Source organism: Pseudomonas sp. CIP-10, from assembly GCF_020911845.1.
Classification (GTDB): Bacteria; Pseudomonadota; Gammaproteobacteria; order Pseudomonadales; family Pseudomonadaceae; genus Aquipseudomonas; species Aquipseudomonas alloputida.
Genome location: NZ_CP087160.1, coordinates 2,010,249 through 2,035,127, shown reverse-complemented (window position 1 = coordinate 2,035,127; position 24,879 = coordinate 2,010,249). Strand labels below are relative to the sequence as shown.

At 62.8% G+C, this 24,879-nt stretch carries 17 protein-coding genes and 1 pseudogene; 11 read left to right on the top strand and 7 right to left on the bottom strand.

The annotated features are described in order from the left end of the window. Window position 1 precedes the first annotated feature (1 nt). The 4 genes from LMH93_RS09050 to LMH93_RS09035 all read left to right on the top strand — a co-directional run bounded on the left by LMH93_RS09050 (window position 2) and on the right by LMH93_RS09035 (window position 4,868). A complete protein-coding gene (locus LMH93_RS09050; RefSeq protein ID WP_019750900.1) occupies window positions 2-268 on the top strand; it encodes a DUF2934 domain-containing protein in 267 nt (88 codons plus the stop codon). 136 nt (window positions 269-404) lie between these two features. Then, a complete protein-coding gene (gene glgX / locus LMH93_RS09045; RefSeq protein WP_185279577.1) occupies window positions 405-2,558 on the top strand; it encodes a glycogen debranching protein GlgX in 2,154 nt (717 codons plus the stop codon). Window positions 2,559-2,679: 121 nt separating this feature from the next. After that, the gene (locus tag LMH93_RS09040) at window positions 2,680-3,474 is read left to right on the top strand and encodes an endonuclease/exonuclease/phosphatase family protein (protein ID WP_014860821.1); all 795 of its coding nucleotides are present in this window, start codon (window positions 2,680-2,682) and stop codon (window positions 3,472-3,474) included. A gap of 317 nt (window positions 3,475-3,791) precedes the next feature. Continuing rightward, the gene (locus LMH93_RS09035) at window positions 3,792-4,868 is read left to right on the top strand and encodes an autotransporter domain-containing protein (protein WP_230065025.1); all 1,077 of its coding nucleotides are present in this window, start codon (window positions 3,792-3,794) and stop codon (window positions 4,866-4,868) included. A 214-nt stretch (window positions 4,869-5,082) separates the two neighbouring features. Here LMH93_RS09035 and glgB read toward each other — a convergent pair whose 3' ends face one another. The 3 genes from glgB to LMH93_RS09020 form a co-directional block, all read right to left on the bottom strand. Then, entirely contained in the window at window positions 5,083-7,293 is a 2,211-nt protein-coding gene (gene glgB / locus LMH93_RS09030; RefSeq protein ID WP_230065024.1) for a 1,4-alpha-glucan branching protein GlgB, read from the bottom strand. Next, the gene (gene treS / locus LMH93_RS09025; protein ID WP_230065023.1) at window positions 7,290-10,610 is read right to left on the bottom strand and encodes a maltose alpha-D-glucosyltransferase; all 3,321 of its coding nucleotides are present in this window, start codon (window positions 10,608-10,610) and stop codon (window positions 7,290-7,292) included. Before treS ends, glgB begins: the two co-directional genes overlap by 4 nt. Window positions 10,611-10,774: 164 nt before the next feature. Continuing rightward, window positions 10,775-12,793 (bottom strand): alpha-1,4-glucan--maltose-1-phosphate maltosyltransferase, encoded by a 2,019-nt coding sequence (locus LMH93_RS09020; RefSeq protein WP_230065022.1) that lies wholly within the window; start codon window positions 12,791-12,793, stop codon window positions 10,775-10,777. A 139-nt stretch (window positions 12,794-12,932) separates the two neighbouring features. Between LMH93_RS09020 and LMH93_RS09015 the strand changes: the two genes are divergently transcribed. After that, complete coding sequence (locus tag LMH93_RS09015; protein WP_003251307.1) at window positions 12,933-13,094, top strand: hypothetical protein; 162 nt, start codon at window positions 12,933-12,935, stop codon at window positions 13,092-13,094. Between the two features lie 214 nt (window positions 13,095-13,308). Here LMH93_RS09015 and LMH93_RS09010 read toward each other — a convergent pair. Continuing rightward, window positions 13,309-13,740, bottom strand: a pseudogene (locus LMH93_RS09010) (AMP-binding enzyme); the annotation flags it as partial. Window positions 13,741-14,077: 337 nt separating this feature from the next. Between LMH93_RS09010 and LMH93_RS09005 the strand changes: the two are divergent. Further along, complete coding sequence (locus tag LMH93_RS09005) at window positions 14,078-14,914, top strand: RHS repeat-associated core domain-containing protein (protein ID WP_070095825.1); 837 nt, start codon at window positions 14,078-14,080, stop codon at window positions 14,912-14,914. A 190-nt stretch (window positions 14,915-15,104) separates the two neighbouring features. Here the strand turns inward: LMH93_RS09005 and LMH93_RS09000 are convergent, their stop codons facing one another. Further along, window positions 15,105-16,787, bottom strand: a complete 1,683-nt coding sequence (locus LMH93_RS09000) for an AMP-binding protein (protein WP_230065021.1) — start codon at window positions 16,785-16,787, stop codon at window positions 15,105-15,107. Window positions 16,788-17,111: 324 nt separating this feature from the next. Here LMH93_RS09000 and LMH93_RS08995 point away from each other — a divergent pair, with 324 nt between their 5' ends. The 4 genes from LMH93_RS08995 to LMH93_RS08980 are packed head-to-tail and all read left to right on the top strand — an operon-like array spanning window position 17,112 to window position 22,670. Next, a complete protein-coding gene (locus tag LMH93_RS08995) occupies window positions 17,112-18,275 on the top strand; it encodes an isovaleryl-CoA dehydrogenase (RefSeq protein ID WP_003251317.1) in 1,164 nt (387 codons plus the stop codon). A 19-nt stretch (window positions 18,276-18,294) separates the two neighbouring features. Then, window positions 18,295-19,902, top strand: a complete 1,608-nt coding sequence (locus tag LMH93_RS08990; protein WP_004576464.1) for a carboxyl transferase domain-containing protein — start codon at window positions 18,295-18,297, stop codon at window positions 19,900-19,902. A 3-nt stretch (window positions 19,903-19,905) separates the two neighbouring features. Continuing rightward, window positions 19,906-20,721: a gamma-carboxygeranoyl-CoA hydratase gene (locus tag LMH93_RS08985; protein WP_003251320.1), complete on the top strand. Its 816-nt coding sequence runs from the start codon at window positions 19,906-19,908 to the stop codon at window positions 20,719-20,721. Next, window positions 20,718-22,670: an acetyl/propionyl/methylcrotonyl-CoA carboxylase subunit alpha gene (locus LMH93_RS08980; protein ID WP_004576463.1), complete on the top strand. Its 1,953-nt coding sequence runs from the start codon at window positions 20,718-20,720 to the stop codon at window positions 22,668-22,670. Before LMH93_RS08985 ends, LMH93_RS08980 begins: the two co-directional genes overlap by 4 nt. 298 nt (window positions 22,671-22,968) lie before the next feature. On the opposite strand, the gene LMH93_RS08975 is transcribed toward LMH93_RS08980, so the two are convergent. Together LMH93_RS08975 and LMH93_RS08970 are read right to left on the bottom strand one after the other, a co-directional pair. After that, window positions 22,969-23,634 (bottom strand): LexA family transcriptional regulator, encoded by a 666-nt coding sequence (locus LMH93_RS08975; RefSeq protein ID WP_014755936.1) that lies wholly within the window; start codon window positions 23,632-23,634, stop codon window positions 22,969-22,971. A 65-nt stretch (window positions 23,635-23,699) separates the two neighbouring features. Beyond that, complete coding sequence (locus LMH93_RS08970; protein WP_003251326.1) at window positions 23,700-24,353, bottom strand: LexA family protein; 654 nt, start codon at window positions 24,351-24,353, stop codon at window positions 23,700-23,702. Window positions 24,354-24,483: 130 nt separating this feature from the next. Between LMH93_RS08970 and LMH93_RS08965 the strand changes: the two genes are divergently transcribed. Continuing rightward, on the top strand, window positions 24,484-24,783 hold the full coding sequence (locus LMH93_RS08965; RefSeq protein ID WP_003251328.1) for a DUF6124 family protein: 300 nt from the start codon (window positions 24,484-24,486) through the stop codon (window positions 24,781-24,783). The last annotated feature ends 96 nt before the right edge of the window (window positions 24,784-24,879 follow it).

Genomic DNA, 24,879 nt, shown 5'->3' with positions numbered 1-24,879 from the left:
CATGATGAGTGTCGATGAAAAGCGTATTCGCGAATTTGCCTACCAGATCTGGGAATCCGAAGGTAAGCCCGCAGGAGAGGAAGAACGCCACTGGGAAATGGCCCGCAAGCTGGCCGAGGCCGAAGCACTGGCGCCCAAGGCAGCCCCGCGCAAGAAAGCAGCGGCCAAACCGAAGGCGCCTGCAGAACCCAAGGCGGCTGCCCTGCCGGGGGTTAAACCCGCTGCGGTGAAAAAGCCCCGGGCGGTGAAAAAGCCTACTGCCGGTTAAGCCTGTCCGCGCCTCTTCGCGGGTAAACCCGCTCCTACAGGTTCATCACAGGCGCATGTAGGAGCGGGTTTACCCGCGAAGTGGCCAATGCAGGACAGCACAATTCCCCTTCCATCACGGCCACTCGAGGATCGTCATGAGCCCCCGCACCCCAAAGAAAACCCGCTCGGTCGCACCATCGCGCATCCGCGAAGGCATGCCCTTCCCCCTCGGCGCCACCTGGGATGGCCTTGGGGTCAACTTCGCCCTCTTCTCGGCCAACGCCACCAAGGTCGAGCTGTGCCTGTTCGACTCCACTGGCGAGCAGGAAATCGAGCGCATAGAGCTGCCCGAATACACCGATGAGATCTACCATGGCTACCTCCCCGACGCTCACCCCGGCCTGGTCTATGGCTACCGGGTGTACGGCCCCTACGAGCCGGAAAACGGCCACCGCTTCAACCCCAACAAACTGCTGATCGACCCGTATGCCAAGCAACTGGTCGGCAGCCTGAAATGGTCCGAGGCCCTGTTCGGCTACACCATCGGCCACCCGGACGGTGACCTGTCGTTCGACGAGCGCGACAGCGCGCCTTTCGTGCCCAAATGCAAGGTCATCGACCCAGCGTTCACCTGGGGCCGCGACCAGCGCGTGCAGATCCCATGGGAGCGCACGATCATTTATGAAGCGCATGCCCGCGGCATCAGCATGCGCCACCCGGCTGTGCCTGAAGAACTGCGCGGCACCTTCGCCGGCCTGGCCAACGACGAGTTGCTCAAGCACATCAAGGACCTTGGCGTGTCGAGCATCGAGCTGCTGCCGATTCACGCCTTCGTCAACGACCAGCACCTGCTGGACAAAGGGCTGAACAACTACTGGGGCTACAACAGCATCGCGTTTTTCGCCCCGCACCCGCGCTACCTGGCCAGCGGCAAGATCGCCGAGTTCAAGGAGATGGTCGCGCACCTGCACGACGCTGGGCTCGAGGTGATCCTGGACGTGGTCTACAACCACACCGCCGAAGGCAACGAGCGCGGCCCGACCCTGTCGATGCGCGGCATCGACAACGCCTCGTACTACCGCCTGATGCCGGACGACAAGCGCTTCTACATCAACGACTCCGGCACCGGCAACACCCTGGACCTGAGCCACCCCTGCGTCCTGCAGTTGGTCACCGACTCGCTTCGCTACTGGGCCGGCGAAATGCACGTGGATGGCTTTCGCTTTGACCTGGCGACCATCCTTGGCCGTTACCACGATGGCTACAGCGAGCGTCATGGCTTCCTGGTCGCCTGCCGCCAGGACCCGATGCTGAGCCAGGTCAAGCTGATTGCCGAACCATGGGATTGCGGCCCCGGCGGCTACCAGGTGGGCAACTTCGCCCCGGGCTGGGCGGAATGGAACGACCGCTTCCGTGATACCGCACGCGCCTTCTGGAAAGGCGACGAAGGCCAGTTGGCCGATTTTGCCGCCCGCTTGACCGCCTCGGGCGACATGTTCAACAACCGCGGGCGCCGGCCCTATTCCTCGGTCAACTTCATCACCGCCCACGACGGTTTCACCCTGCGCGACCTGGTGTCTTACAACCACAAGCACAACGAAGACAACGACGAAAACAACCAGGACGGCACGGACAACAACCTGTCGTGGAACTGCGGCGTCGAAGGGCCGACCGACGACCCGGGGATCAATGCCCTGCGCATGCGCCAGATGCGCAACTACTTCGCCACCCTGCTGCTGGCCCAGGGCACGCCAATGATCGTTGCCGGCGACGAGTTCAGCCGCACCCAGCACGGCAACAACAATGCCTACTGCCAGGACAGCGAGATCGGCTGGGTGAACTGGGACCTGGACGAGGAAGGCCAGGAGCTGCTGGCCTTCGTCAAGCGCCTGACGCGTCTGCGCCTGGCCTACCCGGTGCTGCGCCGCTCACGCTTCCTGGTGGGTGACTACAATGAGGCAATTGGGGTCAAGGACGTGACCTGGCTGGCACCCGATGGCAACGAGATGAGTGTTGAGCAATGGGAAGACCCACACGGGCGTTGCCTGGGCATGCTGATAGATGGCCGGGCACAGGTCAGCGGTATCGCCCGGCCGGGTGCCGAGGCCACCGTGCTGCTGATCGTCAATGCCCACCATGACGTGGTGCCATTCAAGCTGCCGGCCGTGCCCGAAGGCGATTACTGGAGCTGCCTGGTCGATACCGACCGGCCGGAGTTGCGCAAGGGGCAGCACCTGCAGTTCGACAGTACCTTCGAGGTGAAGGGCCGGTCGATGCTGCTGATGGTGTTGCAGCGCGACGAGGAGTGAACCGTGATAACCCAGGCAGGTCTTACGTTTTGATCGCTACGCCATACCTGTGAGAGCGGGTTTGCCCGCTGCCACAGGTTTTAGCGGCGACAGTAAGGCAGGGTTAACTTCAGGAGGATTTGTGAGCCTCGAAGCCGGCAGTAATGGTTTCGCCAGCGTCAGCCAGGCCCCAGCCGTGAAACGCCTGCGGGTACTGACGGTGAACACCCACAAGGGCTTCACCGCCTTCAACCGGCGCTTTATCTTGCCAGAGCTGCGCGAGGCCGTGCGCAGCACCCAGGCCGACATTGTCTTCCTTCAGGAAGTGCTCGGCAGCCACGACCGCCACGCCGCGCGCTACCCCGGCTGGCCACAGACCTCGCAGTACGAATTCCTCGCCGACAGCATGTGGAGCGACTTTGCCTACGGCCGCAATGCAGTCTACCCTGACGGCCACCACGGCAATGCGCTGCTGTCCAAATACCCGATCGTCGAGCACCGCAACCTGGACGTGTCGATCACCGGCCCCGAACGCCGCGGCCTGTTGCACTGCGTGCTGGAGGTGCCGGGGCAAGGCCAGGTGCATGCGGTCTGCGTGCACCTGTCGCTGCTGGAAAGCCATCGGCAAAAGCAGCTGCAGTTGCTGCGTAAACTGCTGGACGCCCTGCCGGCCAACGCCCCGGTGATCATCGCCGGCGACTTCAACGACTGGAAAAGCCACGGCAACCGCACCCTTGGCCTGCAACGCGACTTGCACGAAGCCTTCGAACGCCACCACGGCCACCTCGCCCGCACCTATCCTGCCCGCCTGCCACTGCTGCGACTGGACCGCATTTACCTGCGTAATGCCGAAAGCCATGGGCCGCGGATTCTGGGGCACAAACCTTGGTCGCACCTGTCAGATCATCTGCCGCTGGCAGTGGAAGTGCGCCTTTAGCAATCATTCTTCATAGCCACGGCACGGCAAATAGCGATCCCCGCTATACCCTGCTGTTTTTACCAATAAAACAACAGGTTGAGCGTTACGACATACCTTGAACACTTCCTTCACGCTTTCTTGACGCAAGCGGTGACCTCTCCTTAGCTGAACGATACCAAGCTGTAAAAAACTTGCGCCGGGCCTCTAGCTCGCGCCTTCGTGCGCGCTTGCGATAACTGGCGTACTGGTTTGGGTCGCCCACTGTTTTTGCCGTACAGCTCGTGACAACAGGCCAGTTTTCTCGGGCTGCACCACCAAAACAAAGGAGATCCGCCATGAAAAGCACCTCGAACCCCTTGCGCTTCGACAGCATTTTCTACGCGGTTTCCACGTCGCTGCTTCTGGCAACCCCGGTGGAAACGATCGCGTACGAACTGCAGGGTGACCCCACCTCCCCCGGCTTTCTGCAGCAACCCGTGGCGGCGCAACTGTCGCTCGACCCGCTCAGTGCCAGTGGGTTGAGTCTCGAAACCCTCAATGCGTTTTCGCAGCAAATGAGCGAACGCCACCGGCAGGCGCCACCCGACCTGATTGCCAGTCAATGGGCGCAGTTCTTCCCCACCCGTGCGCGCGGTCGCGCGCTGCCCCCAGCACAGCTGGAGGCGCCCAGCCAGCAACTGATGATCGGCCCGGACCTGTTCGTGCGTGAAACTGCAGCGGGCGATGTGCACCGCGCAGGGATTTTCGTGGGGCACAACAACCTGCAAAGCAGCTTCAAAGGCGCGCGCCCTCTGCTGGGCGACAAGCAGCGCAAAGCGGTGAACTTGAGCGGTGAAAGCCTGGGGGTGTACTGGAGCATGACCCACGAACAGGGTTGGCACCTGGATGCCGTGGCCATGGGCTCGCGGATCGACGTGATGGGCCGTGGCGAAAACGGCCAGCGCCTGGACGACAGTGGCCATGCAATGACCTTCTCGGTAGAGGGCGGTTACCCGATCCGCCTGGGTGGCAACTGGGTCATCGAACCCCAGGCACAGTTGATCAACCAGCAGTTCTTCCCTGGCAACCAGGTGCAGGAGGAGACCTTGCAAGCCTTCGACAGCCAGCCGAGCTGGAGCGGCCGGGTCGGTGCCAAGTTGTCCGGGCGCTACGAAGTGCGCGGCATGCCCATCGAACCCTATGTGCGGACCAACGTGTGGTATGACTTCAGCAATGCCGATGAGGTGAAGCTGGACCAGGTCGACAAGATTTCCAGCTCGCGCTACTCGACTACCGTGGAGTTAGGGTTGGGGTTGGTGGCGCGGGTGACGCCTTCGGTGGCCATGTTCGTCAGCGCCGATTACAGCAGCGATGTGGATGACAATGACCTGAACGGGTTGATTGGCAGCCTTGGGGTGCGGATGCGGTGGTAGGCAGGGCCGGCCTCTTCGCGGGTAAACCCGCTCCTACACACTGATTGGGGCCACACGCATCGGTGGCTCGGCACAGGCCGTTGTAGGAGCGGGTTCACCCGCGAAAGGGCCGGGCCTGCCGGCTAATTTCCAAAGGCCATTCACGGTTGCCGCCGCTACCGGATTCGCGGGTAAACCCGCTCCTACAGGCGAAAGGGCCAGTGCGGTCAACCGGTCAGGCGGGCTTCATGATCAACACCCCCAGCGGCGGCAGGTTCAGGGCCAGCGATAATGGCTGCCCGTGGCTGGCCACTGCCTCACTGGCCACCGCCCCCAGATTACCCACGTTCGACCCGGCATACAGCTCGGCATCGCTGTTCAGCAGCTCCTGCCAACGCTCGCCGAACGGCACGCCAATGCGGTAACCCTCACGCGGTACCGGGGTGAAGTTGGCCACCACCAGCACCGGCTCGCCGCTGCTGCTCCAGCGCAGCCAGGCGTACACGCTGTTTTGCGCGTCGTCACCGATCAGCCACTGGAAGCCCTGCGGCTGGCAATCCTGCTCGTGCAGCGCCGGCATTTCGCGGTACAGGCGGTTGAGGTCACCCACCAGGCGCTGCACGCCCTGGTGCTCGGGATACTGCAGCAGGTACCAGTCCAGTTCGCTGTCGTGGTTCCACTCACGCCACTGGCCGAACTCGCAACCCATGAACAGCAGCTTCTTGCCCGGGTGTGCCCACATGAAGGTGAGGTAGGCGCGCAGGTTGGCGAACTTCTGCCAGCGGTCGCCGGGCATCTTGTCGATCAGCGAATGCTTGCCGTGCACCACCTCATCATGGGAAATGGGCAGGATGAAGTGCTCGGAATAGGCATAGATCAGCCCGAAACTCATCTCGTTGTGGTGGTAGGTGCGGTGCACCGGGTCGTTCTGGATGTAGTGCAGGGTGTCGTGCATCCAGCCCATGTTCCACTTGTAGGCAAAACCCAGGCCGCCCTGTTGGGTAGGCTGGCTGACCCCAGGCCAGGCGGTGGACTCTTCGGCGATGATCAGCGCACCCGGGGCCTCGTGGGCAGCGACGCCGTTAAGGTGGCGGATGAAGTCGATGGCTTCCAGGTTCTCGCGCCCGCCGTGACGGTTGGGTACCCATTCGCCAGCCTTGCGCGAGTAGTCGCGGTACAGCATCGAGGCCACCGCATCGACGCGCAGGCCGTCGATGTGGAAATGCTTCAACCAGTGCAGCGCCGAAGCCATCATGAAGCCGCGCACTTCATTGCGGCCGAGGTTGTAGATCAGCGTGTTCCAGTCCTGGTGGTAGCCCTCCAGGGGGTTATCGTATTCGTACAGCGCAGTGCCATCGAAGCGCGCCAGGCCATGTTCGTCGGTGGGAAAATGCGCCGGCACCCAGTCCAGCAGCACACCAATGCCTCCCTGGTGGCAGGCGTCGATGAACGCGGCGAAATCCTCGGCACTGCCATAGCGCGAGGTGGGCGCGAACATCGACAGTGGTTGATAGCCCCAGGAGCCGCCGAACGGGTGTTCCATGATCGGCAGCAGTTCGATGTGGGTAAAGCCTAGTTCCTGCACATAGGGCACCAGCCGTTCGGCCAGCTCGCGCCAGTTGTAGAAACGCCCGACTTCGCCCGCTTCGTCCAGCTCGCAGCGCCATGACCCTGGGTGCAGCTCGTAGATCGACAACGGCGCGTTGTAGGCATGGCGCTGGGCGCGTTGCGCCATCCAGTCATGATCCTGCCAGGCGTGGCTGAGTTCACCGGCTACCTTGGACGCCGTGCTCGGCGGCAGCTCGGTGGCACGGGCCAGCGGATCGGCCTTCAGCGGCAGTATGCCGTCCTTGCCAAGCACTTCGAACTTGTAGGTTTCGCCCACGCCCAGGCGCGGAATGAACAGCTCCCACACCCCCGCGCCATGCCGCAGGCGCATGGGGTGGCGGCGGCCATCCCAGTTGTTGAAATCACCCACCACCGACACCCGCCGGGCATTCGGCGCCCAGACCGAGAAACACACGCCGTCGATGCCATCGACCTGAGTCGGCTGGGCACCGAAGCGCCCGGACAAATCGCGGTGATTGCCTTCCGCGAACAAGTGAAGGTCCATGTCACCCAGTTGCGGGCCGAAGCTGTAGGGGTCTTCGGTAACCTGTTCGCCACCGGCCCAGACGATATGAAACTGGTAGGGCTGTGCCTCATCGAGGTGCGCACTGAACAACCCAGGCAGGCTGCCCTGCTCCATTTCGGCAAGGACCCGCCCGTCATCCCGGGCCTGAACGCGCACTTTCAGGGCATTGGGCAGAAAGGCGCGGACCACCTGCCCGCCTGCGCCGTCGCCGTGGGGGCCGAGTACCGCAAAAGGATCGGCGTGTTCGGCGCGGGCCAGGGCGTCGAGGTCCCGTTGCCGAAGGCCACCGTTTTCACGCGTTGTAACGTTCATTCTGACTCTCCCCAGGTACTGATCAGTCCATGCAGACCATGCAAAGGCACGGCCAGCCAGCTCGGACGGTTTTCGGCTTCGTATGTAATCTCGTAGGCGGCTTTTTCCAGGCAGAACAGTTCCAGCGCCGCGCGCTCGCCCTCGGCGTGCTGCCAGGCGTGAGGCATGGCGGCGGTGGCCAGCCCATAGGCTTCGACAAAGGCATGCCGGGACTGGTGCAGGTACTGCCGGGCAACCCGCTGCCGGGCTTGCCGCGCCGGCTCGGAAAGGTCCACCGCAGACGCGCTGCGCAAGATCATCGCAGCAGCATAGTCGAAGGAACGCAGCACGCCGCTGACATCCTTGTAGGGGCTGTGTTTTGCCCGGCGCTCTTCAAGGGGCCGGGCGGGTTCACCTTCAAAATCGATGAGGTAGGCATCACCCTGCACCACGAGCACCTGGCCCAGGTGCAGGTCGCCGTGCACACGCATCAGCAGGCCACCCTGAGCCTGCTTGCTCAGGGTGTCGATGTGCTGGGCCAGGCCGTCACGCTGTTGCTGCAGGTCGTCGACCAAGGACTGGCTGTCGCTGTCCAGCGTGTCGCGATGCTGCGCCAGCAGGTCGAGGGCGTGGGTCAGTTCGGTGCTGATCTGTGCACGCCAGCGCTCGCTGTCCCGCGCATCGCTGGGGCGCGGCTGGAAGGCCGGGTCTTCGGTGGGGGCGGCCAGCAGCAGGTGCATCTCGCCCAGACGCTGGCCAAGCAAGGCCGCAAAGCCGCTGAGTTCGGCCAACGCGTCAGTGTGCGCTTCGGCGTCGTTGCGGGTGGGCTCCATCTGGTCGCGGATGGCCCGTTCCAGCGTGTTCTGGGTCCAACCCCAGGCATCGCCCTGGTTGCTCAAGTAACCCTGGGCAATCATCAGCAGGTGCGGCGCGTGTTGCTCGTCCACCCGGCTGACCCAGGCCAGCAGCGGCGAGATATTGGCAAAGCCGGCGGCGGTCAGGTAGGCACTCATTTCCAGCTCTGGATGGATGCCCGGGTTGACCCGGCGGATCAACTTGAGCACCACGCGGTCGCCGATGACCACCGAACTGTTGGACTGCTCGGCACTGAGGTAGCGCACTTCGCTCTCGTCGTCGAGCGCCAGGCCGGCCAACTGCTCTGTGCATTCAAAGCGCAATTCACCCTCACTGTCGCCACACGGCAGACGCAGGCCATCCTGGCAGGCTTGCATCACAGCGTGAATGAACGGCTCGAGGACGAAGGCGTCTGTGATCAAGCCAACCTGGTGGGTACGGCGCACCCGCGACAACGCCAGCTGCTGCGGCAGTGCGGTGTGGATCTGTTCCTCACGCAGCAGGCCGAACGGCAGCTGGTAGCGGGTAGCCGTGCCGTCGCTGAGTACTTCGATTTCGCTGAGCAGCACCGGCGTGTTGGCGGTGCCGAAACGCACGCCGTAACACAGGCGCACGGCGTCGATCGGCCCTTCCTTGCCGGCGAACCAGCGGCGTTTGGGCAGGTATTGCGGCAGGATGGTGCTTTGCAGCGTATCGCTTGCGGGGGCTTGCAGCAGTTCTTCCATGCGCTTGCGCAGTACCAATGTGGTCAATTCGGGTAACCCCTCGGTGGCCTGGATGTGCCAGCTGGGCATGCGATCGCGGCTGGCCAGCAGGAACCAGTAGAAGGCATAAGGTGGCAAGGTCAGCAGAAACGGCAGTTGGCCGATTGGCGGGAACGCGCTGCCGCCCAGCATCTCCACCGGTACTTTGTCGGCGTATTGTGACAATTCGAGTTCGGCAGCCTGGGCGGCGCGGGACACGTTGGCCACGCAGAGGATGACCTCGGTATTGCCGTCGGCGTCGGTGTACTCGCGGATATAGGCAAGGATGCGCCGGTTGCTGGGCGTGAGGGTACGCAGGCTGCCGCGGCCAAAGGCCTTCTGCTGCTTGCGCACCGCCAGCATGCGCCGGGTCCAGTTCAGCAGCGAATGCGGGTCGTGGCTTTGCGCCTCGACGTTGACGGTCTGGTAACCGTAGAGCGGGTCCATGATCGGCGGCAGCACCAGGCGCTGCGGGTCGGCGCGAGAAAAACCGCCGTTGCGGTCTGGCGACCACTGCATGGGTGTGCGAACACCATCGCGGTCACCCAGATAGATATTGTCGCCCATACCCAGTTCGTCGCCGTAATACAGGGTTGGCGTACCCGGCATCGACAATAGCAGACTGGTCAGCAGCTCTATGCGCCGACGGTCACGCTGCAGCAGGGGCGCCAGGCGCCGGCGAATGCCCAGGTTGATGCGCGCGCGGCGGTCTTCGGCGTAGTAGTTCCACAGGTAGTCGCGCTCGCGGTCGGTGACCATTTCCAGGGTCAGTTCATCATGGTTGCGCAAAAAGATCGCCCACTGGCAGTTGGCCGGGATTTCCGGGGTCTGGCGCAGGATATCGGTGATCGGGAAGCGGTCTTCCATGGCCAGGGCCATGTACATGCGCGGCATCAACGGAAAGTGGAAAGCCATATGGCACTCGTCGCCGTCGCCTTCGCCGAAGTACGGGCGCGTGTCTTCCGGCCACTGGTTGGCTTCGGCCAGCAGCATGCGATCGGGGTAGTTGGCGTCGATCTCGGCGCGGATCGCCTTGAGCACGTCGTGGGTTTCGGCGAGGTTTTCGTTGTTGGTGCCGTCGCGCTCGATCAGGTAAGGGATCGCGTCCAACCGCAGGCCATCTACACCCAGGTCGAGCCAGAAGCGCATGACGCCGATCACCGCCTTGAGCACCTGCGGGTTGTCGAAATTGAGGTCCGGCTGGTGGGAATAGAACCGGTGCCAGAAGTACTGGCCGGCGACCGGGTCCCAGGTCCAGTTGGACTTTTCGGTGTCGAGGAAGATGATGCGCGTACCGTCATACTTCTGGTCATCGTCCGACCACACGTAGAACTCACGCGCCTTGCTGCCGCGCTTGGCGTGGCGGGCGCGCTGGAACCACGGGTGCTGGTCGCTGGTGTGGTTGATGACCAGCTCGGTGATCACCCGCAGGCCGCGCTTGTGGGCCTCGGCGATGAAACGGCGGGCGTCGGCCATGCTGCCGTAGTCCGGGTGCACGGCCTTGTATTCGGCGATGTCGTAGCCGTCGTCACGGCGTGGCGAGGGATAGAACGGCAGCAGCCACAGGGTGTTGACGCCCAGCTCGGCGATATAGTCGAGCTTGCTGATCAGGCCGGCGAAATCACCGATGCCATCGTTGTTCGAGTCGAAGAATGACTTGATGTGCAGCTGATAGATGACAGCGTCCTTGTACCAAAGCGGGTCGTCGATGAAGGCTGCCGGGCGGGAACGCTTGGCCATGTGCGACTCCTTTCAATTGCATGCACAGACATCCGAGCTTGCTCGATCCCCCGTAGGAGCGGGTTTACCCGCGAACACCGGCGAAGCCGGTGCCATGCACCGCGGCACCGCGGTGTCATCTTCGCGGGTAAACCCGCTCCTACAGGGGCACAGTCTGAGCCTTGTTAACGGGCTTTCTCGATGCGCCAGATGCCGAACGGCAGGTGCCAGGGCTCTATGCGCATCCATTGGGTCTTGCCGTACCACGACCAGCGGTGGCCGTTCATCAGGTCTTCACCCTGGGTTTCGGCGTTGTCGTCCAGCCCCAGCTCCCACAGTGGCAACTCGAAATGCGCCTCCTGGGCGTTGTGCGGGTCGAGGCTGACGGCCACCAGGATGTAGTTGTCACGCTCGGGCGTACGCTTGGCGAAGTACAGGATGTTGTCGTTCCAGCAATTGAAGAAGGCCACACCCAGGTGGGTTTGCAAGGCGCGGTTCTGCCGGCGGATGCGGTTGAGCTGGGCGATCTCGGCGATGATGTTGCCGGGCTGGGTGAAGTCGCGTGGGCGGATTTCGTACTTCTCCGAATCCAGGTACTCCTCCTTGCCCGGCAACGGCGTGCCCTCGCACAGCTCGAAGCCCGAATACATGCCCCACAAGCCTGAGCCCATGGTCGCCAGCGCGGCACGGATAAGGAAACCTGCGCGGCCGGAGGTGTGCAGGAAGAACGGGTTGATGTCCGGCGTGTTGACGAAGAAGTTGGGCCGGTAGCACTGGCTCCACGGCGGCTGGTTGAGCTGCTCGAAATATTCGCGCAGCTCCTGCTTGTGGTTGCGCCAGGTGAAGTAGGTATAGCTCTGTGCGTAGCCGACCTTGCCCAGGCGCGCCATCATCGCCGGTTTGGTAAAGGCTTCGGCAAGGAAGATGACGTCGGGGTGCTGGCTGCGCACATTGGCGATGAGCCATTGCCAGAACGGCAGCGGCTTGGTGTGCGGGTTGTCGACGCGGAACGTCTTTACGCCCTCCTCGACCCAGCCGACCACCACATCGCGCAGGGCCAGCCACAGCGAGGGCACGGCCTCCGGCGCATAGAAATCGACGTTGACGATGTCCTGGTACTTTTTCGGCGGGTTTTCAGCGTAGCGGATGGTGCCGTCCGGGCGCCAGCTGAACCAGCCCGGGTGCTCCTTGAGCCAGGGGTGGTCCTGGGAGCACTGGATGGCGAAATCGAGGGCAATTTCCAGGCCGTGTTCCGCCGCCGCCGCCACCAGACGGCGGAAGTCATCGCGGCTGCCCAGTTGCGGGTGAATAGCCTCGTGGCCGCCTTCCGGGCTGCCGATGGCATAAGGGCTGCCCGGGTCGCCCGGCTCGGCCTTGAGGGCGTTGTTGCGGCCCTTGCGATGTTGCATGCCGATGGGGTGGATGGGCGGGAAGTACAGGACGTCGAAGCCCATGTCGCGGATCATCGGCAGCCGTTCGTGCACGTCGTTGAAGGTGCCGTGGCGCTGCGGGTCGTCGGTCATCGAGCGCGGGAACAGCTCGTACCAGCTGGCGAACAGGGCGGCCGGGCGGTCGACATCAAGGGGAAACTCAGGGCTGCGGGTCAGGTAGCTGCGGTGTTCGGCTTCGCCCATCAGGCGGGCGGTGGTCGGGTCGAGAAAGACGGCTACCTGGTCATCGGTACTGAGGGTGGCCAGGCGGTGTTGCACGGCCTCGAGCTCTTCGCGCAGGGCGCCGCTGCACAGCTCGATGCCTTTGCCCAGCATCAAACGGCCTTCTTCCAATTCCAGTTTTACCTCGACGCCGGCGTGGTACTTCTTCTCCAGGTCGTGGCAATAGGTGGCAAACGGGTCGATCCAGGCCTCGATACTGAACAAGTGCGGGCCCAGCTCGGTGGGGGTGAATTCGGCCAGCCACAGGTCGTTGCCCGCCGCCTGCATCGACACGCAATGCCAGCGCCTGCTGTGCGCCTGGCGCCAGTTGAGCATCACCGCCAGGCGGTCGTGGCCGTCGCTGTAGGCCTTGGTGCTGACTGTCACGGGCTGGCCGCTGACGGCCTTGGCGGCGAAGCTGCCAGCGTCGAGCACAGGTTGGGTGTCTTCGATCACGATGCGTGGCGCCAACAGCGCCTGGGCCAGGCTAATGGCCTGGTCCGGGTGATCGTTCGCCATGGGCACGCTTTCAAAGGGCTCGTTTCGTGACATCGACCTTGCTCCCTCAGGCTGGTGGCGGTAAGGGTTCAGAGCCGGGCACAGGCGGGGGGTTCAAAATAATTGAGCGAACGGCAGCTGCCAGCGGTCAGAGCCTACAGCACCTCTTCACCCACCCACGCGAGGTCAGGCCATGAACATTCCCATTCCACCGGAAACCCCCGATCCCAACATCGACGACCCAAGCTTGCCGCCACCCGTACCGGAAGAAGACCCGGACGAGCTGCCGATCAAGCCGACCGTGCCGCCGACAGTGGGCGACCCGCCGAGCCAGGAGCCACCGGTGAAGGCTTAAGGGTAGACCACGGCACCGGCATGAACAGCGATCTCCACTGCTCCGTTGAGAGGTTGAGGATGACCAGGTGCTTGGCAAGGTGAAGATCTTGCATTGATCGGGCCGGCCTCTTCGCGGGTAAACCCGCTCCTACGAGGGACCGTGCCGGCCTTGAATGCGGCGCGGTCGGTGTAGGAGCGGGTTTACCCGCGAAGAGGCCGGCCGCGCCAGCACATCAACCCGCAGATGCAGCCGCAATCTCCGCCACACTGATCTCACGCATCCGGAACTTTTGCACCTTCCCCGTCACCGTCATCGGGTACTCGTCGACGAAGCGGATATACCGCGGCACCTTGAAGTGGGCAATGCGCGCCTTGCACCAGCCCTGCAGCTCCTCGGCCGTGGCGCTGTGCCCCGGGTGCAGCTTGATCCAGGCGACGATCTCTTCGCCATAGCGGCTGCACGGAATGCCGATCACCTGCGCATCGGCCACCGCCGGGTGGGTGTAGAAAAACTCTTCCAGCTCACGCGGGTAAATGTTCTCGCCGCCGCGAATGATCATGTCCTTGTTGCGCCCGACGATGCGCACATAGCCCTGCTCGTCCATCACCGCCAAGTCACCCGAATGCATCCAGCCGGCCGGGTCGATAGCGTCCGCGGTGGCCTGGGTCGAGCGCGATCATTGTGTGCACGTTTAACCGCGAAATAGGGGCCGGACAGCCCAGCACATCATTCATGTTGACGCGGTTTAACTGTGCTCGCCGCTAGGACTGACCGTTACTGGATCACTGAGTCGCGAAAGCTATTAAATCCATTAGCCTAGGATTTACACAGAGTTCAATACAACTGACATTTCTGCCAGTAGCACAGGTGCTCTACTTTAGAGCATGCTTCCCGTGATTACCCTACTAAAAGCGGCTTGGCTTGGCCGTACATAGACCGAGGCGAAATCACAGCACTTTCAAGAAGCAAGCCGACAACTGCGCGAAGCAAAGGAGTCATGAATGCCCCCATCAACGCCACACACTCAAAGCCCTCAGCCGATATGCTTTACCCCCTATGGCCACAGGGGGGGGATCGGCGACGCGGCCATCGCCACTGGTTTCAATGGTGTTCCGTTTGATATTCACGCCAATTGCTACCACTTAGGCCAGGGCTATCGGGCATTCTTTCCTGGGTTAATGCGATTCTCCAGCCCCGATAGCCTGAGCCCGTTTGGGCTCGGTGGACTGAACGCGTATGCCTATTGTAATGGCGACCCTGTTAACTACGGCGACCCCCAGGGCACAGCCGGGGTGCCGATTGGGCGGACTGGGAACACCCCTCGTTCTGGGAGGGTCACCGCGAAAGGGCAATTTGGTATTGGCAACACATCGCATCAAGTAAAATCCTATAGGAACGCAATGCGGGAGAATGAGAAGGTGCAGGGAGTCGATATCGCTCTGGACCTCTTAGATCATGAAGTTGATCTATTCAATGCCGTGACAAAGGATCTGAAAAAATTGGATAATACCGCCGTTCGTAAAAACCCCTTCGTCCGGGAAAAGCTCATCAAGGCTAGTAACAAGGCGTTTTCAGAGCACACGAAGAATATATTAGGCGGCCGCACGCAACGGTATGCTAATGATGTTATTTTAACCGATAGGCACATTAACTACTTAACCCTCTTAGATGAAAGCTTGATAAACGCCTACGCGCCGTTCCGGGAAGAGCATAGCTGGAGGTACAATACTGGGTGGCTCGAGCATAGAGACCTGTCATCGGCACAATGGGGAATAAGAGATGCTGAATCCTTTCTCAATGGCGATGATAGTTTCCATTCCTTAGCAGTTCGAAGGTGAGTGCGCTTGCCAAAGGGTGACCTCTGTCTTTGACCACGACGAGCGACGTGGAAAGCTGAGGAATGCAACTCTTCCTGGTATGCAGTGACCTTACTATCGAGCCGATGTAAGGGTAGATCCGAAATCTCATGCTGGCATGGCTTGGCCTCATCGTGGGTTCACCCGCGAAGAGGCCGGATAACCCAGTGCATCAACCTGCAGAAACAGCCGAAATTTCTGCGACACTGATCTCCCGCATCCGGAACTTCTGCACCTTGCCCGTCACTGTCATCGGGTATTCGTCAACGAAACGGATATACCGCGGCACCTTGAAGTGGGCAATGCGCGCCTTGCACCAGCCCTGCAGCTCCTCGGCCGTGGCGCTGTGCCCTGGGTGCAGCTTGATCCAGGCGACGATCTCTTCGCCATAGCGGCTGCACGGAATGCCGATCACCTGCGCATCGGCCACCGCCGGGTGGGTGTAGAAAAACTCTTCCAGCTCACGCGGGTAAATGTTCTCGCCGCCGCGAATGATCATGTCCTTGTTGCGCCCGACGATGCGCACATAGCCCTGCTCATCCATCACCGCCAGGTCACCCGAATGCATCCAGCCGGCCGGGTCGATGGCATCCGCCGTGGCCTGGGGGTTGTCCCAGTAGCCCAGCATCACGCTGTAGCCGCGGGTGCACAGCTCGCCAATCTCGCCGCGGGCGACGATGCAGCCATCAGTGTCCACCAGTTTGTTTTCCAGCTGAGGCTGGGTGCGGCCGACGGTGGTCACGCGCAGCTCCAGGTCATCGTCCGGGCCGGTCTGCAGTGACACCGGGCTGGTTTCGGTCATGCCGTAGGCGATCTGCACTTCAGCCATGTGCATCTGGTCGATGACCCGGCGCATCACCTCGATCGGGCAGGTGGCGCCGGCCATGATGCCGCTGCGCAGGGTGGACAGGTCCATCTGCGCGCGCGACGGGTGGTCGAGCATGGCGATGAACATGGTCGGTACGCCGTACAGGATACTGGCACGCTCCTCGGCCACGGCGCGCAGGGTGAGCTCGGCGTCGAAGGCGTCGTTGGGGTAGATCATGGTGCTGCCGTGGGTGATGCAGCCGAGGTTGGCCATGACCATGCCGAAGCAATGGTACAGCGGCACCGGGATCACCATACGGTCGCGGGCCGTCAGGCCTAGGCTTTCACCCACCATGAAACCGTTGTTGAGGATGTTGTAGTGACTGAGCGTGGCACCTTTGGGCGCACCGGTGGTGCCTGAGGTGTACTGGATGTTCACCGGCTGGTCGAATTGCAGGCTTTGCTGACGGGCGGTGAAGGCTTCGGCAGACGTCTGCCCTGCCCGCTCGGCCAGTGCGTGCCAGGGCAGGAAACCGGCAGGCGGGTTGGCGGCCAGGCTGATGACGCCACGCAACTGGGGCAGGCATTCACTGGCCAGCTCACCAGGCCGGGCGCTGGTAAGCTCAGGTATCAGCGCCTGCACCATGGCGTGGTAATCAGACGTCTTGAAGGTTTCAGCGCAGACCAGCCAGCGGCAGCCGGACTGACGCAACACGTATTCCAGTTCGCCCACACGGTAGGCCGGGTTGATGTTGACCAGGATGGCACCGACCTTGGCACTGGCCAGCTGCAAGATGCACCACTGGGCGCAGTTGGGCGACCAGATGCCAACACGATCGCCAGTGTTCACGCCCAGTGCGATCAGGGCGCGGGCATATATTTCGACCTGTTCGGCCAACTGCCGCCAGCTGTAACGCAGGCCCTGGTGGCGGGACACCAGGGCCTCGCTGTCGCAACAGCGGGCCACGGTGGCATCGAAGGCCTGGCCGATGGTCTGGGTCAGCAAGGGTCGGTCCTGGCGACCGCGGGTATAGCTCGGTTGACTCATGGGTGTCCCTTCTTGTGGTTGTTTTGGGCACGGCTGAAGCAAGCGGGAATACTCTGGCGCAGATTTACGTTTACGTAAAGGTGACGAGTGGATTGACAGTGCCTCCCCGCAGGTTTACGTTAACGTAAAGGTGATGAACGATACCGGAACCTCCGGCATGACGCCGACCCTTGCAGGAGCGGGCTTGCCCGCGAATGCGATCACCCAGGCAATGACGGTGGTCCTGCTGACGCATTCGCGGGCAAGCCCGCTCCTACAGGGGTCGGCGGTTAGGCTTTGAGCTACGGTGTTACCCAATTTCCAAGAACAAGAAGGTGCCCCAGCATGCATTACCCCTCCCTGAACTTCGCCCTGGGCGAGACCATCGACATGCTCCGCGACCAGGTGCGCACCTTCGTCGCCGCTGAACTGGCCCCAAGGGCCGCGCAGATCGACCACGACAACCTGTTCCCCGCCGACATGTGGCGCAAGTTCGGTGACATGGGCCTGCTGGGCATCACCGTACCGGAAGAGTACGGTGGCGCTGGCCTGGGCTACCTGGCCCATGTGGTGTCGATGGAAGAAATCAGCCGTGGCTCCGCCTCGGTGGCGCTGTCCTACGGCGCCCATTCCAACCTGTGCGTCAACCAGATCAACCGCAACGGCACCCATGAGCAGAAGCTCAAGTACCTGCCCAAGCTGATCAGCGGCGAGCACATCGGCGCCTTGGCCATGAGCGAGCCCAATGCCGGCTCCGACGTGGTGTCGATGAAACTGCGCGCAGAAAAACGCGGCGATCACTACGTGCTCAACGGCAGCAAGACCTGGATCACCAACGGTCCAGACGCCAACACCTACGTGATTTACGCCAAGACCGACCTGGACAAGGGTGCGCACGGCATCACCGCGTTCATCGTCGAGCGTGACTGGAAGGGCTTCAGCCGCAGCAACAAGTTCGACAAGCTGGGCATGCGTGGGTCCAACACCTGCGAGCTGTTCTTCGACGGCGTGGAAGTGCCGGCAGAGAACATTCTGGGCCAGCTTAACGGCGGCGTGCGCGTCCTGATGAGCGGCCTGGACTACGAACGTGTGGTGCTGTCCGGCGGCCCGACCGGCATCATGCAAAGCTGCATGGACCTGGTGGTGCCGTATATCCACGACCGCAAGCAATTCGGCCAGAGCATCGGCGAGTTCCAGCTGATCCAGGGCAAGATTGCCGACATGTACACCCAGCTGAACGCCAGCCGCGCCTACCTGTATGCCGTGGCCCAGGCCTGCGACCGTGGCGAGACCACCCGCAAGGATGCTGCCGGGGTGATCCTGTACACCGCCGAGCGCGCCACGCAAATGGCCCTGGAGGCGATCCAGATTCTTGGCGGCAACGGCTATATCAACGAATTCCCGGCTGGGCGCCTGTTGCGCGACGCCAAACTGTACGAAATCGGTGCCGGCACCAGCGAAATCCGCCGGATGCTGATCGGCCGCGAACTGTTCAACGAAACCCGCTGAACATAAGGGACGGGCGCACATGGCTACCTTGCACACCCAGATCAACCCGCGTTCGGCAGAATTTGCCGTCAACAGCGCGGCCATGCTCGAACAGGTCCAGGCCCTGCGCGGCTTGCTCGCCCAGGTTGCCCAGGGCGGCGGGCCCAAGGCCCAGGAACGGCATACCTCGCGTGGCAAACTGCTGCCGCGCGAGCGTATCGACCGCCTGCTGGACCCGGGCTCGCCGTTCCTCGAAATCGGCCAGTTGGCCGCCCATGAGGTGTACGGCGAAGACGTGCCAGCGGCGGGCGTGATTGCCGGCATCGGCCGCGTGGAAGGCGTGGAATGCATGATCGTGGCCAACGACGCCACGGTAAAAGGCGGTTCGTACTACCCGCTGACGGTGAAGAAGCACCTGCGTGCACAAACCATCGCCCTGCAGAACCGCCTGCCGTGCATCTATCTGGTGGACTCCGGCGGCGCCAACTTGCCACGCCAGGACGAAGTGTTCCCCGACCGCGAGCATTTCGGGCGCATCTTCTTCAACCAGGCCAACATGAGCGCGCAAGGCATCCCGCAGATCGCCGTGGTGATGGGCTCGTGCACCGCTGGCGGCGCCTACGTGCCGGCCATGGCCGACGAAGCGATCATGGTGCGCCAGCAGGCGACCATCTTCCTCGCCGGGCCGCCGTTGGTAAAAGCCGCCACCGGTGAAGTGGTGAGCGCCGAAGACTTGGGGGGCGCCGATGTGCATTGCCGCACCAGCGGCGTGGCCGACCACTATGCCGACAACGACGAACATGCCCTGGCCCTGGCCCGGCGCAGCGTGGCCAACCTCAACTGGCACAAGCAGGGCAAGCTACAACGCCTGGCACCGGTGGCACCGCTGTATGCGGCCGATGAGCTGTACGGCGTGGTGCCGGCCGATGCCAAGCAACCGTTCGACGTGCGCGAGGTGATCGCCCGCCTGGTCGATGGCTCGGTGTTCGATGAGTTCAAGGCGCTGTTCGGTACCACGCTGGTGTGCGGTTTCGCCCACCTGCATGGCTACCCGGTGGCGATCCTGGCCAACAACGGCATCCTGTTCGCCGAGGCCGCGCAAAAAGGTGCGCACTTCATCGAACTGGCCTGCCAGCGCGGCATCCCGCTGCTGTTCCTGCAGAACATCACCGGTTTCATGGTGGGCAAGAAGTACGAAGAAGGCGGCATCGCCAAGCACGGCGCCAAGCTGGTCACCGCCGTGGCCTGCGCCCAGGTGCCGAAGTTCACGGTGATCATCGGCGGCAGCTTTGGTGCCGGCAACTACGGCATGTGCGGCCGCGCCTACGACCCGCGCTTCCTGTGGATGTGGCCCAACGCACGGATTGGCGTGATGGGCGCCGAACAGGCCGCCGGGGTGCTGGCCCAGGTCAAGCGCGAGCAGAGCGAACGCAGCGGCCAGCCATTCAGTGCCGAAGACGAAGCCAGGCTCAAGCAGCCGATCCTCGACCAGTACGAGCGTCAGGGCCACCCCTATTATTCCAGCGCCCGCCTGTGGGACGACGGCGTCATCGACCCGGCACAGACCCGCGACGTCCTCGGCCTGGCGTTGTCTGCCGCGCTGAACGCGCCGATCGAACAGAGCCGCTTCGGCATTTTCCGGATGTGACCCATGAGCGATTTCAGCACCCTTGAAGTGATCCGCGACCCGCGCGGCTTTGCCACCCTGTGGTTAAGCCGCGAGGACAAGAACAACGCCTTCAACGCGCAGATGATCCGCGAGCTGATCGTGGCCATCGACCAGTTGGCCGAAGACGCCAGCCTGCGCTTTGTGCTGCTGCGTGGCCGTGGCCGGCATTTCAGCGCCGGTGCCGACCTGGCCTGGATGCAGCAGTCGGCGCAACTGGACTTCAACACCAACCTGGATGATGCCCACGAACTGGGCGAGCTGATGTACGCCCTGCATCGCCTCAAGGCCCCGACCCTGGCCGTGGTGCAAGGCGCAGCCTTTGGCGGCGCGCTGGGCCTGATCAGCTGCTGCGACATGGCCATCGGCGCCGAAGACGCCCAGCTGTGCCTGTCGGAAGTACGCATCGGCCTGGCCCCGGCGGTCATCAGCCCGTTCGTGGTCAAGGCCATTGGCGAACGCGCCGCGCGCCGCTACGCCCTCACCGCCGAGCGTTTCACTGGCGTGCGCGCCCGCGAGCTGGGCCTGCTGGCCGAGGTGTACCCGGCCAGCGAACTGGACGACCACGTCGAAGCCTGGGTAAGCAACCTGCTGCAGAACAGCCCACAAGCATTGCGCGCCACCAAGGACTTGCTGCGCGAAGTGGACGACGGCGAACTCAGCCCGGCCCTGCGCCGTTACTGCGAAAACACCATCGCCCGTATCCGCGTCAGCGCCGAAGGCCAGGAGGGCCTGCGCGCTTTCCTGGAAAAACGCCGCCCTGCCTGGCAAACCGTTGACAAGAAGGAGCCGCGCCCATGAGCCGCCCCGCTTTGACCACCCTGCTGGTCGCCAACCGCGGCGAAATCGCTTGCCGGGTGATGCGCACCGCCAAGGCCATGGGCCTGACCACTGTCGCCGTGCACAGCGCCACCGACCGTGACGCCCGTCACAGCCGCGAAGCCGACATCCGCGTCGACCTGGGCGGCACCAAGGCTGCCGAAAGCTACCTGCTGGTCGACAAGCTGCTGGCCGCCGCCAAGGCCAGCGGCGCCCAGGCCATCCACCCAGGTTATGGCTTTCTGTCCGAGAACGCAGGTTTCGCCCGCGCCATCGAGCAGGCCGGGCTGATATTCCTCGGCCCACCGGCCAGCGCCATCGACGCCATGGGCAGCAAATCGGCAGCCAAGGCGCTGATGGAGGCCGCCGGCGTGCCGTTGGTTCCGGGCTACCACGGCGAGGCCCAGGACCTGGACACCTTCCGCGCCGCGGCCGAACGCATCGGCTACCCGGTGCTGCTCAAGGCCAGCGCTGGCGGCGGTGGCAAGGGCATGAAAGTGGTCGAGGAAGAAAGCCAGTTGGCCGACGCCCTGGCGTCGGCCCAGCGTGAGGCACAGTCGTCGTTCGGCGATGCGCGCATGCTGGTGGAAAAGTACGTGCTCAAGCCGCGCCATGTCGAAATCCAGGTGTTTGCCGACCAGCACGGTAACTGCCTGTACCTTAACGAACGCGACTGTTCCATTCAGCGTCGCCATCAGAAGGTGGTGGAAGAGGCCCCTGCCCCCGGCCTGTCGCCCGAACTGCGCCGGGCCATGGGCGAAGCGGCGGTGCGTGCCGCCCAGGCTATCGGTTACGTGGGTGCTGGCACCGTGGAGTTTCTGCTTGATGCACGTGGCGAATTCTTCTTCATGGAGATGAACACCCGCCTGCAGGTGGAACACCCGGTCACCGAGGCCATCACCGGCCTGGACCTTGTTGCCTGGCAAATTCGCGTGGCCTGCGGCGAAGCCCTGCCGATCACACAGGAACAGGTGCCGCTGATCGGCCATGCCATCGAAGTGCGCCTGTATGCCGAAGACCCGGCCAACGATTTTTTACCCGCGACCGGCAAATTGGCGCTGTACCGTGAATCGGCACCTGGCGAAGGCCGGCGGGTGGACAGTGGGGTCAGCGAAGGCGATGTGGTGTCGCCGTTCTACGACCCGATGCTGGGCAAGCTGATCGCCTGGGGTGAAAACCGCGAACAGGCACGCCTGCGCTTGCTGGCCATGCTCGACGAGTTTGCCATTGGCGGATTGAAGACCAACATCGCCTTCCTGCGCCGCATTCTCGCGCACCCTGCGTTCGCGGCGGCAGAGCTGGACACCGGCTTCATTCCCCGCCACCAGGATGTGCTGCTGCCGGCGCCACGTGCGCTGCCGGCCGGCTTTTGGGAGGCGGCAGCCGAAGCCTGGCTGCAGGGCCAGGCGGGGCATCAGCGCGAAGACGATCGCCATTCGCCGTGGAGCGGGCGTAATGGACTGCGCTTGGGCCTGCCGGCACGCAGCAGCTTGCATCTGGTGAGTGCTGGGCACGATCAGGCAGTGGCCCTGGAACGCAGCGCTGCTTCTACCTGGCAGCTGCAAGGTGAGCAGTTGGTGCATGACCAGAACGGCGTGCGTCGCCAGCATCTGGCAATCCGTCGGGGTGGCACGCTGTACCTGCACTGGGATGGCGAAATGCATGCCATCGAAGCCTTCGACCCGATTGCCGAGGCCGAAGCCAGCCACAGCCATCAGGGTGGGCTGGGTGCGCCCATGAACGGCAGTATCGTGCGGGTGCTGGTCGAACCTGGGCAGGTGGTGGAAGCCGGTACTGCGCTGGTGGTACTGGAGGCCATGAAGATGGAGCACAGCATTCGTGCGCCGCATGCCGGCACAGTGAAGGCGCTGTTCTGCCTGGAGGGGGACATGGTCAGCGAAGGGACTGTGCTGGTCGAACTGGTGGAATAACGGTGCCGGAGGGCCGCTTTGCGGCCCTAACGCAACACAAGGCCGCCCCTGCAACAGCCCGTAGGAGCGGGTTCACCCGCGAAGAGGCCGTGCCTGCTGGCCAATTTCCACCCGCCGTTCACGGTTGCCGCCGCTACCGTATTCGCGGGTAAACCCGCTCCTACGCAGATTGGTGGTGGACACACACCGGAGGTTGGACACAGCCCGTCCTGTAGGAGCGGGTTCACCCGCGAAGAGGCCGTGACTGCTGGCCAATCTCCATCCGCCGTTCACCGTTGCCGCCGCTACTCAAACCCTTTCAAAAGGCCCCATGCACCCGCACGACCACCCCAAGAAATTCGCAACCCTCTTCGCACAACAGCGCCGGGTAGTTACTGTTCAATGCCTTCAGATAACGCTGCCCACCTTCCTCGGCCAGCTCGCGGAAAATCGCCGGTTTGCCGGGCTGACGAGCGATAACCAAACGCCCCGCCTCAGCCTCTACACCTGGGTCCACCAGCATCCGCATGCCCTGCGGCACACTGCGGCCACTGACAGCGCTCATGGCATCGTTTTCCACGGTTAGCCAGAACGCCTTGCCCTGTGCCAGGTAGTCAGTCTGCTCGAAAACAGCAGGCTCTACAGCCGTTGCAGCCTCTAACTCACTCCAACCCAGCACCGGGTAACGGAAGCAGACGATGTATCGCATGAGGTCGGGTTCGTCATCATCGTCATCCACCCCAGAAACACAACGTTCGCCATCAGCCTGCCCGTGAATACGCAATTGCAAGCGGACGCAGTAGTGGGGCATGCCAATCTCAACCAAAGTGCGGTTCATCGACTCGAGCTTCGGTTGGCGCCGCTTGTTCACCCAATGTCCTACACTGCCTTGCGACACGCCTACGCGCTCGGCAAGCTGCTCTTGGGTAAGCCCTAATTCCTCCATCCGGTCGCGAACGAGGGCAATCCACTTATCCATGTTCATGGCTGGCATGCCCCTCACGTATAGCGGCCTTGTGGCGTGACACAGCTTCGCAGCAACCCGGCAGCCTAGAAGGCCCCATGTACCCGCACCACCACTCCCAGAAACGCGCAGCCTTCTTCACACAAAACCGTCGGATAGCGCGTATTCAGTGGCCTGAGCATCTTGTCTCCACCCTCTTCGACCAACTGCCGCAATACCGCCGGGCGCCCCGGCTGCCGTGCAATGACCAACCTGCCGGGCTGTGCCTCCAGCCCGGTATCCACCAGCACGCGCATGCCCTCGGGCACGCTCTTACCACTGGCCGCGTTCATCGAGTCGTTTTCCACCACCAGCCAGAACGCATTGCCGGCGGGCATATAGTCCGTCTGCTCATGGGACGTGCTCGTTTCAGGCAATGGCCCCTGCAGGTCAGCCCAACTCAGCACCGGGAAGCGGAAGCTGGCATAGAGCAGCGCCTCGGCTGAAACCGGCTGCTCGGCCGTATAGAGCCCTTGCGCTTCACGCACGATGTCGCGCTCGACCACCATGACCTGGGCTTCCAGAAACACCAGCCCAAGCTTCTCCAGCTTTTCATTGATGGTTTCCAGCGTCGGCCGACGCGTGCCACGCAGCCAATGCCCCACGCCCCCCTGCGTCATGCCCAGGCGCTCGGCCAGTTGGAGCTGACTGAGGTTATGTTCGCGCTTGTAGCGCTTGAGAAATGCGTTCCAGTTTTCCATGAGCGGCAACAATACGGACTGTATTAACCGCTGCAATACACAATCTGAATTATTTATTTGGCACTACATAGTACAGCTTGACCTATTCTGTGATTCCAGTGTGCTTGAAGGGAAATCAGCAGGTATTGCCATGAAACCATCGAAAAACGACGAAACAGATCTCGACAGCGAAGCCGCACGCCGCGCGCTCGACTATTACCTCAACCCCAACCCACCGCGGCCCACCCTGGACAACAGAATCTGGACCCTGCACGAAGGCGTAACCGGCGACCAGGCCCAGGAACACGCCATCGCCCTGCTGCGCTGCGCTGCAGCCACCGCCCAGGAAACCGCCACTCACCAGCACGGCAGCCAGCGAGAACTGACGTTCGCGTTGATGCACATGATGGACATGGCTCGCGCACTGCTGGAGCACAAACGCACCGAGTGAGCGGGTTTATAGACAAAAAAGAAGGGAGAGAACGTGATGGCCAGGTAACGGCAAAGGCCCCGATTGCCGGGACAAGGAAGCGCGCCGGTAAAACTT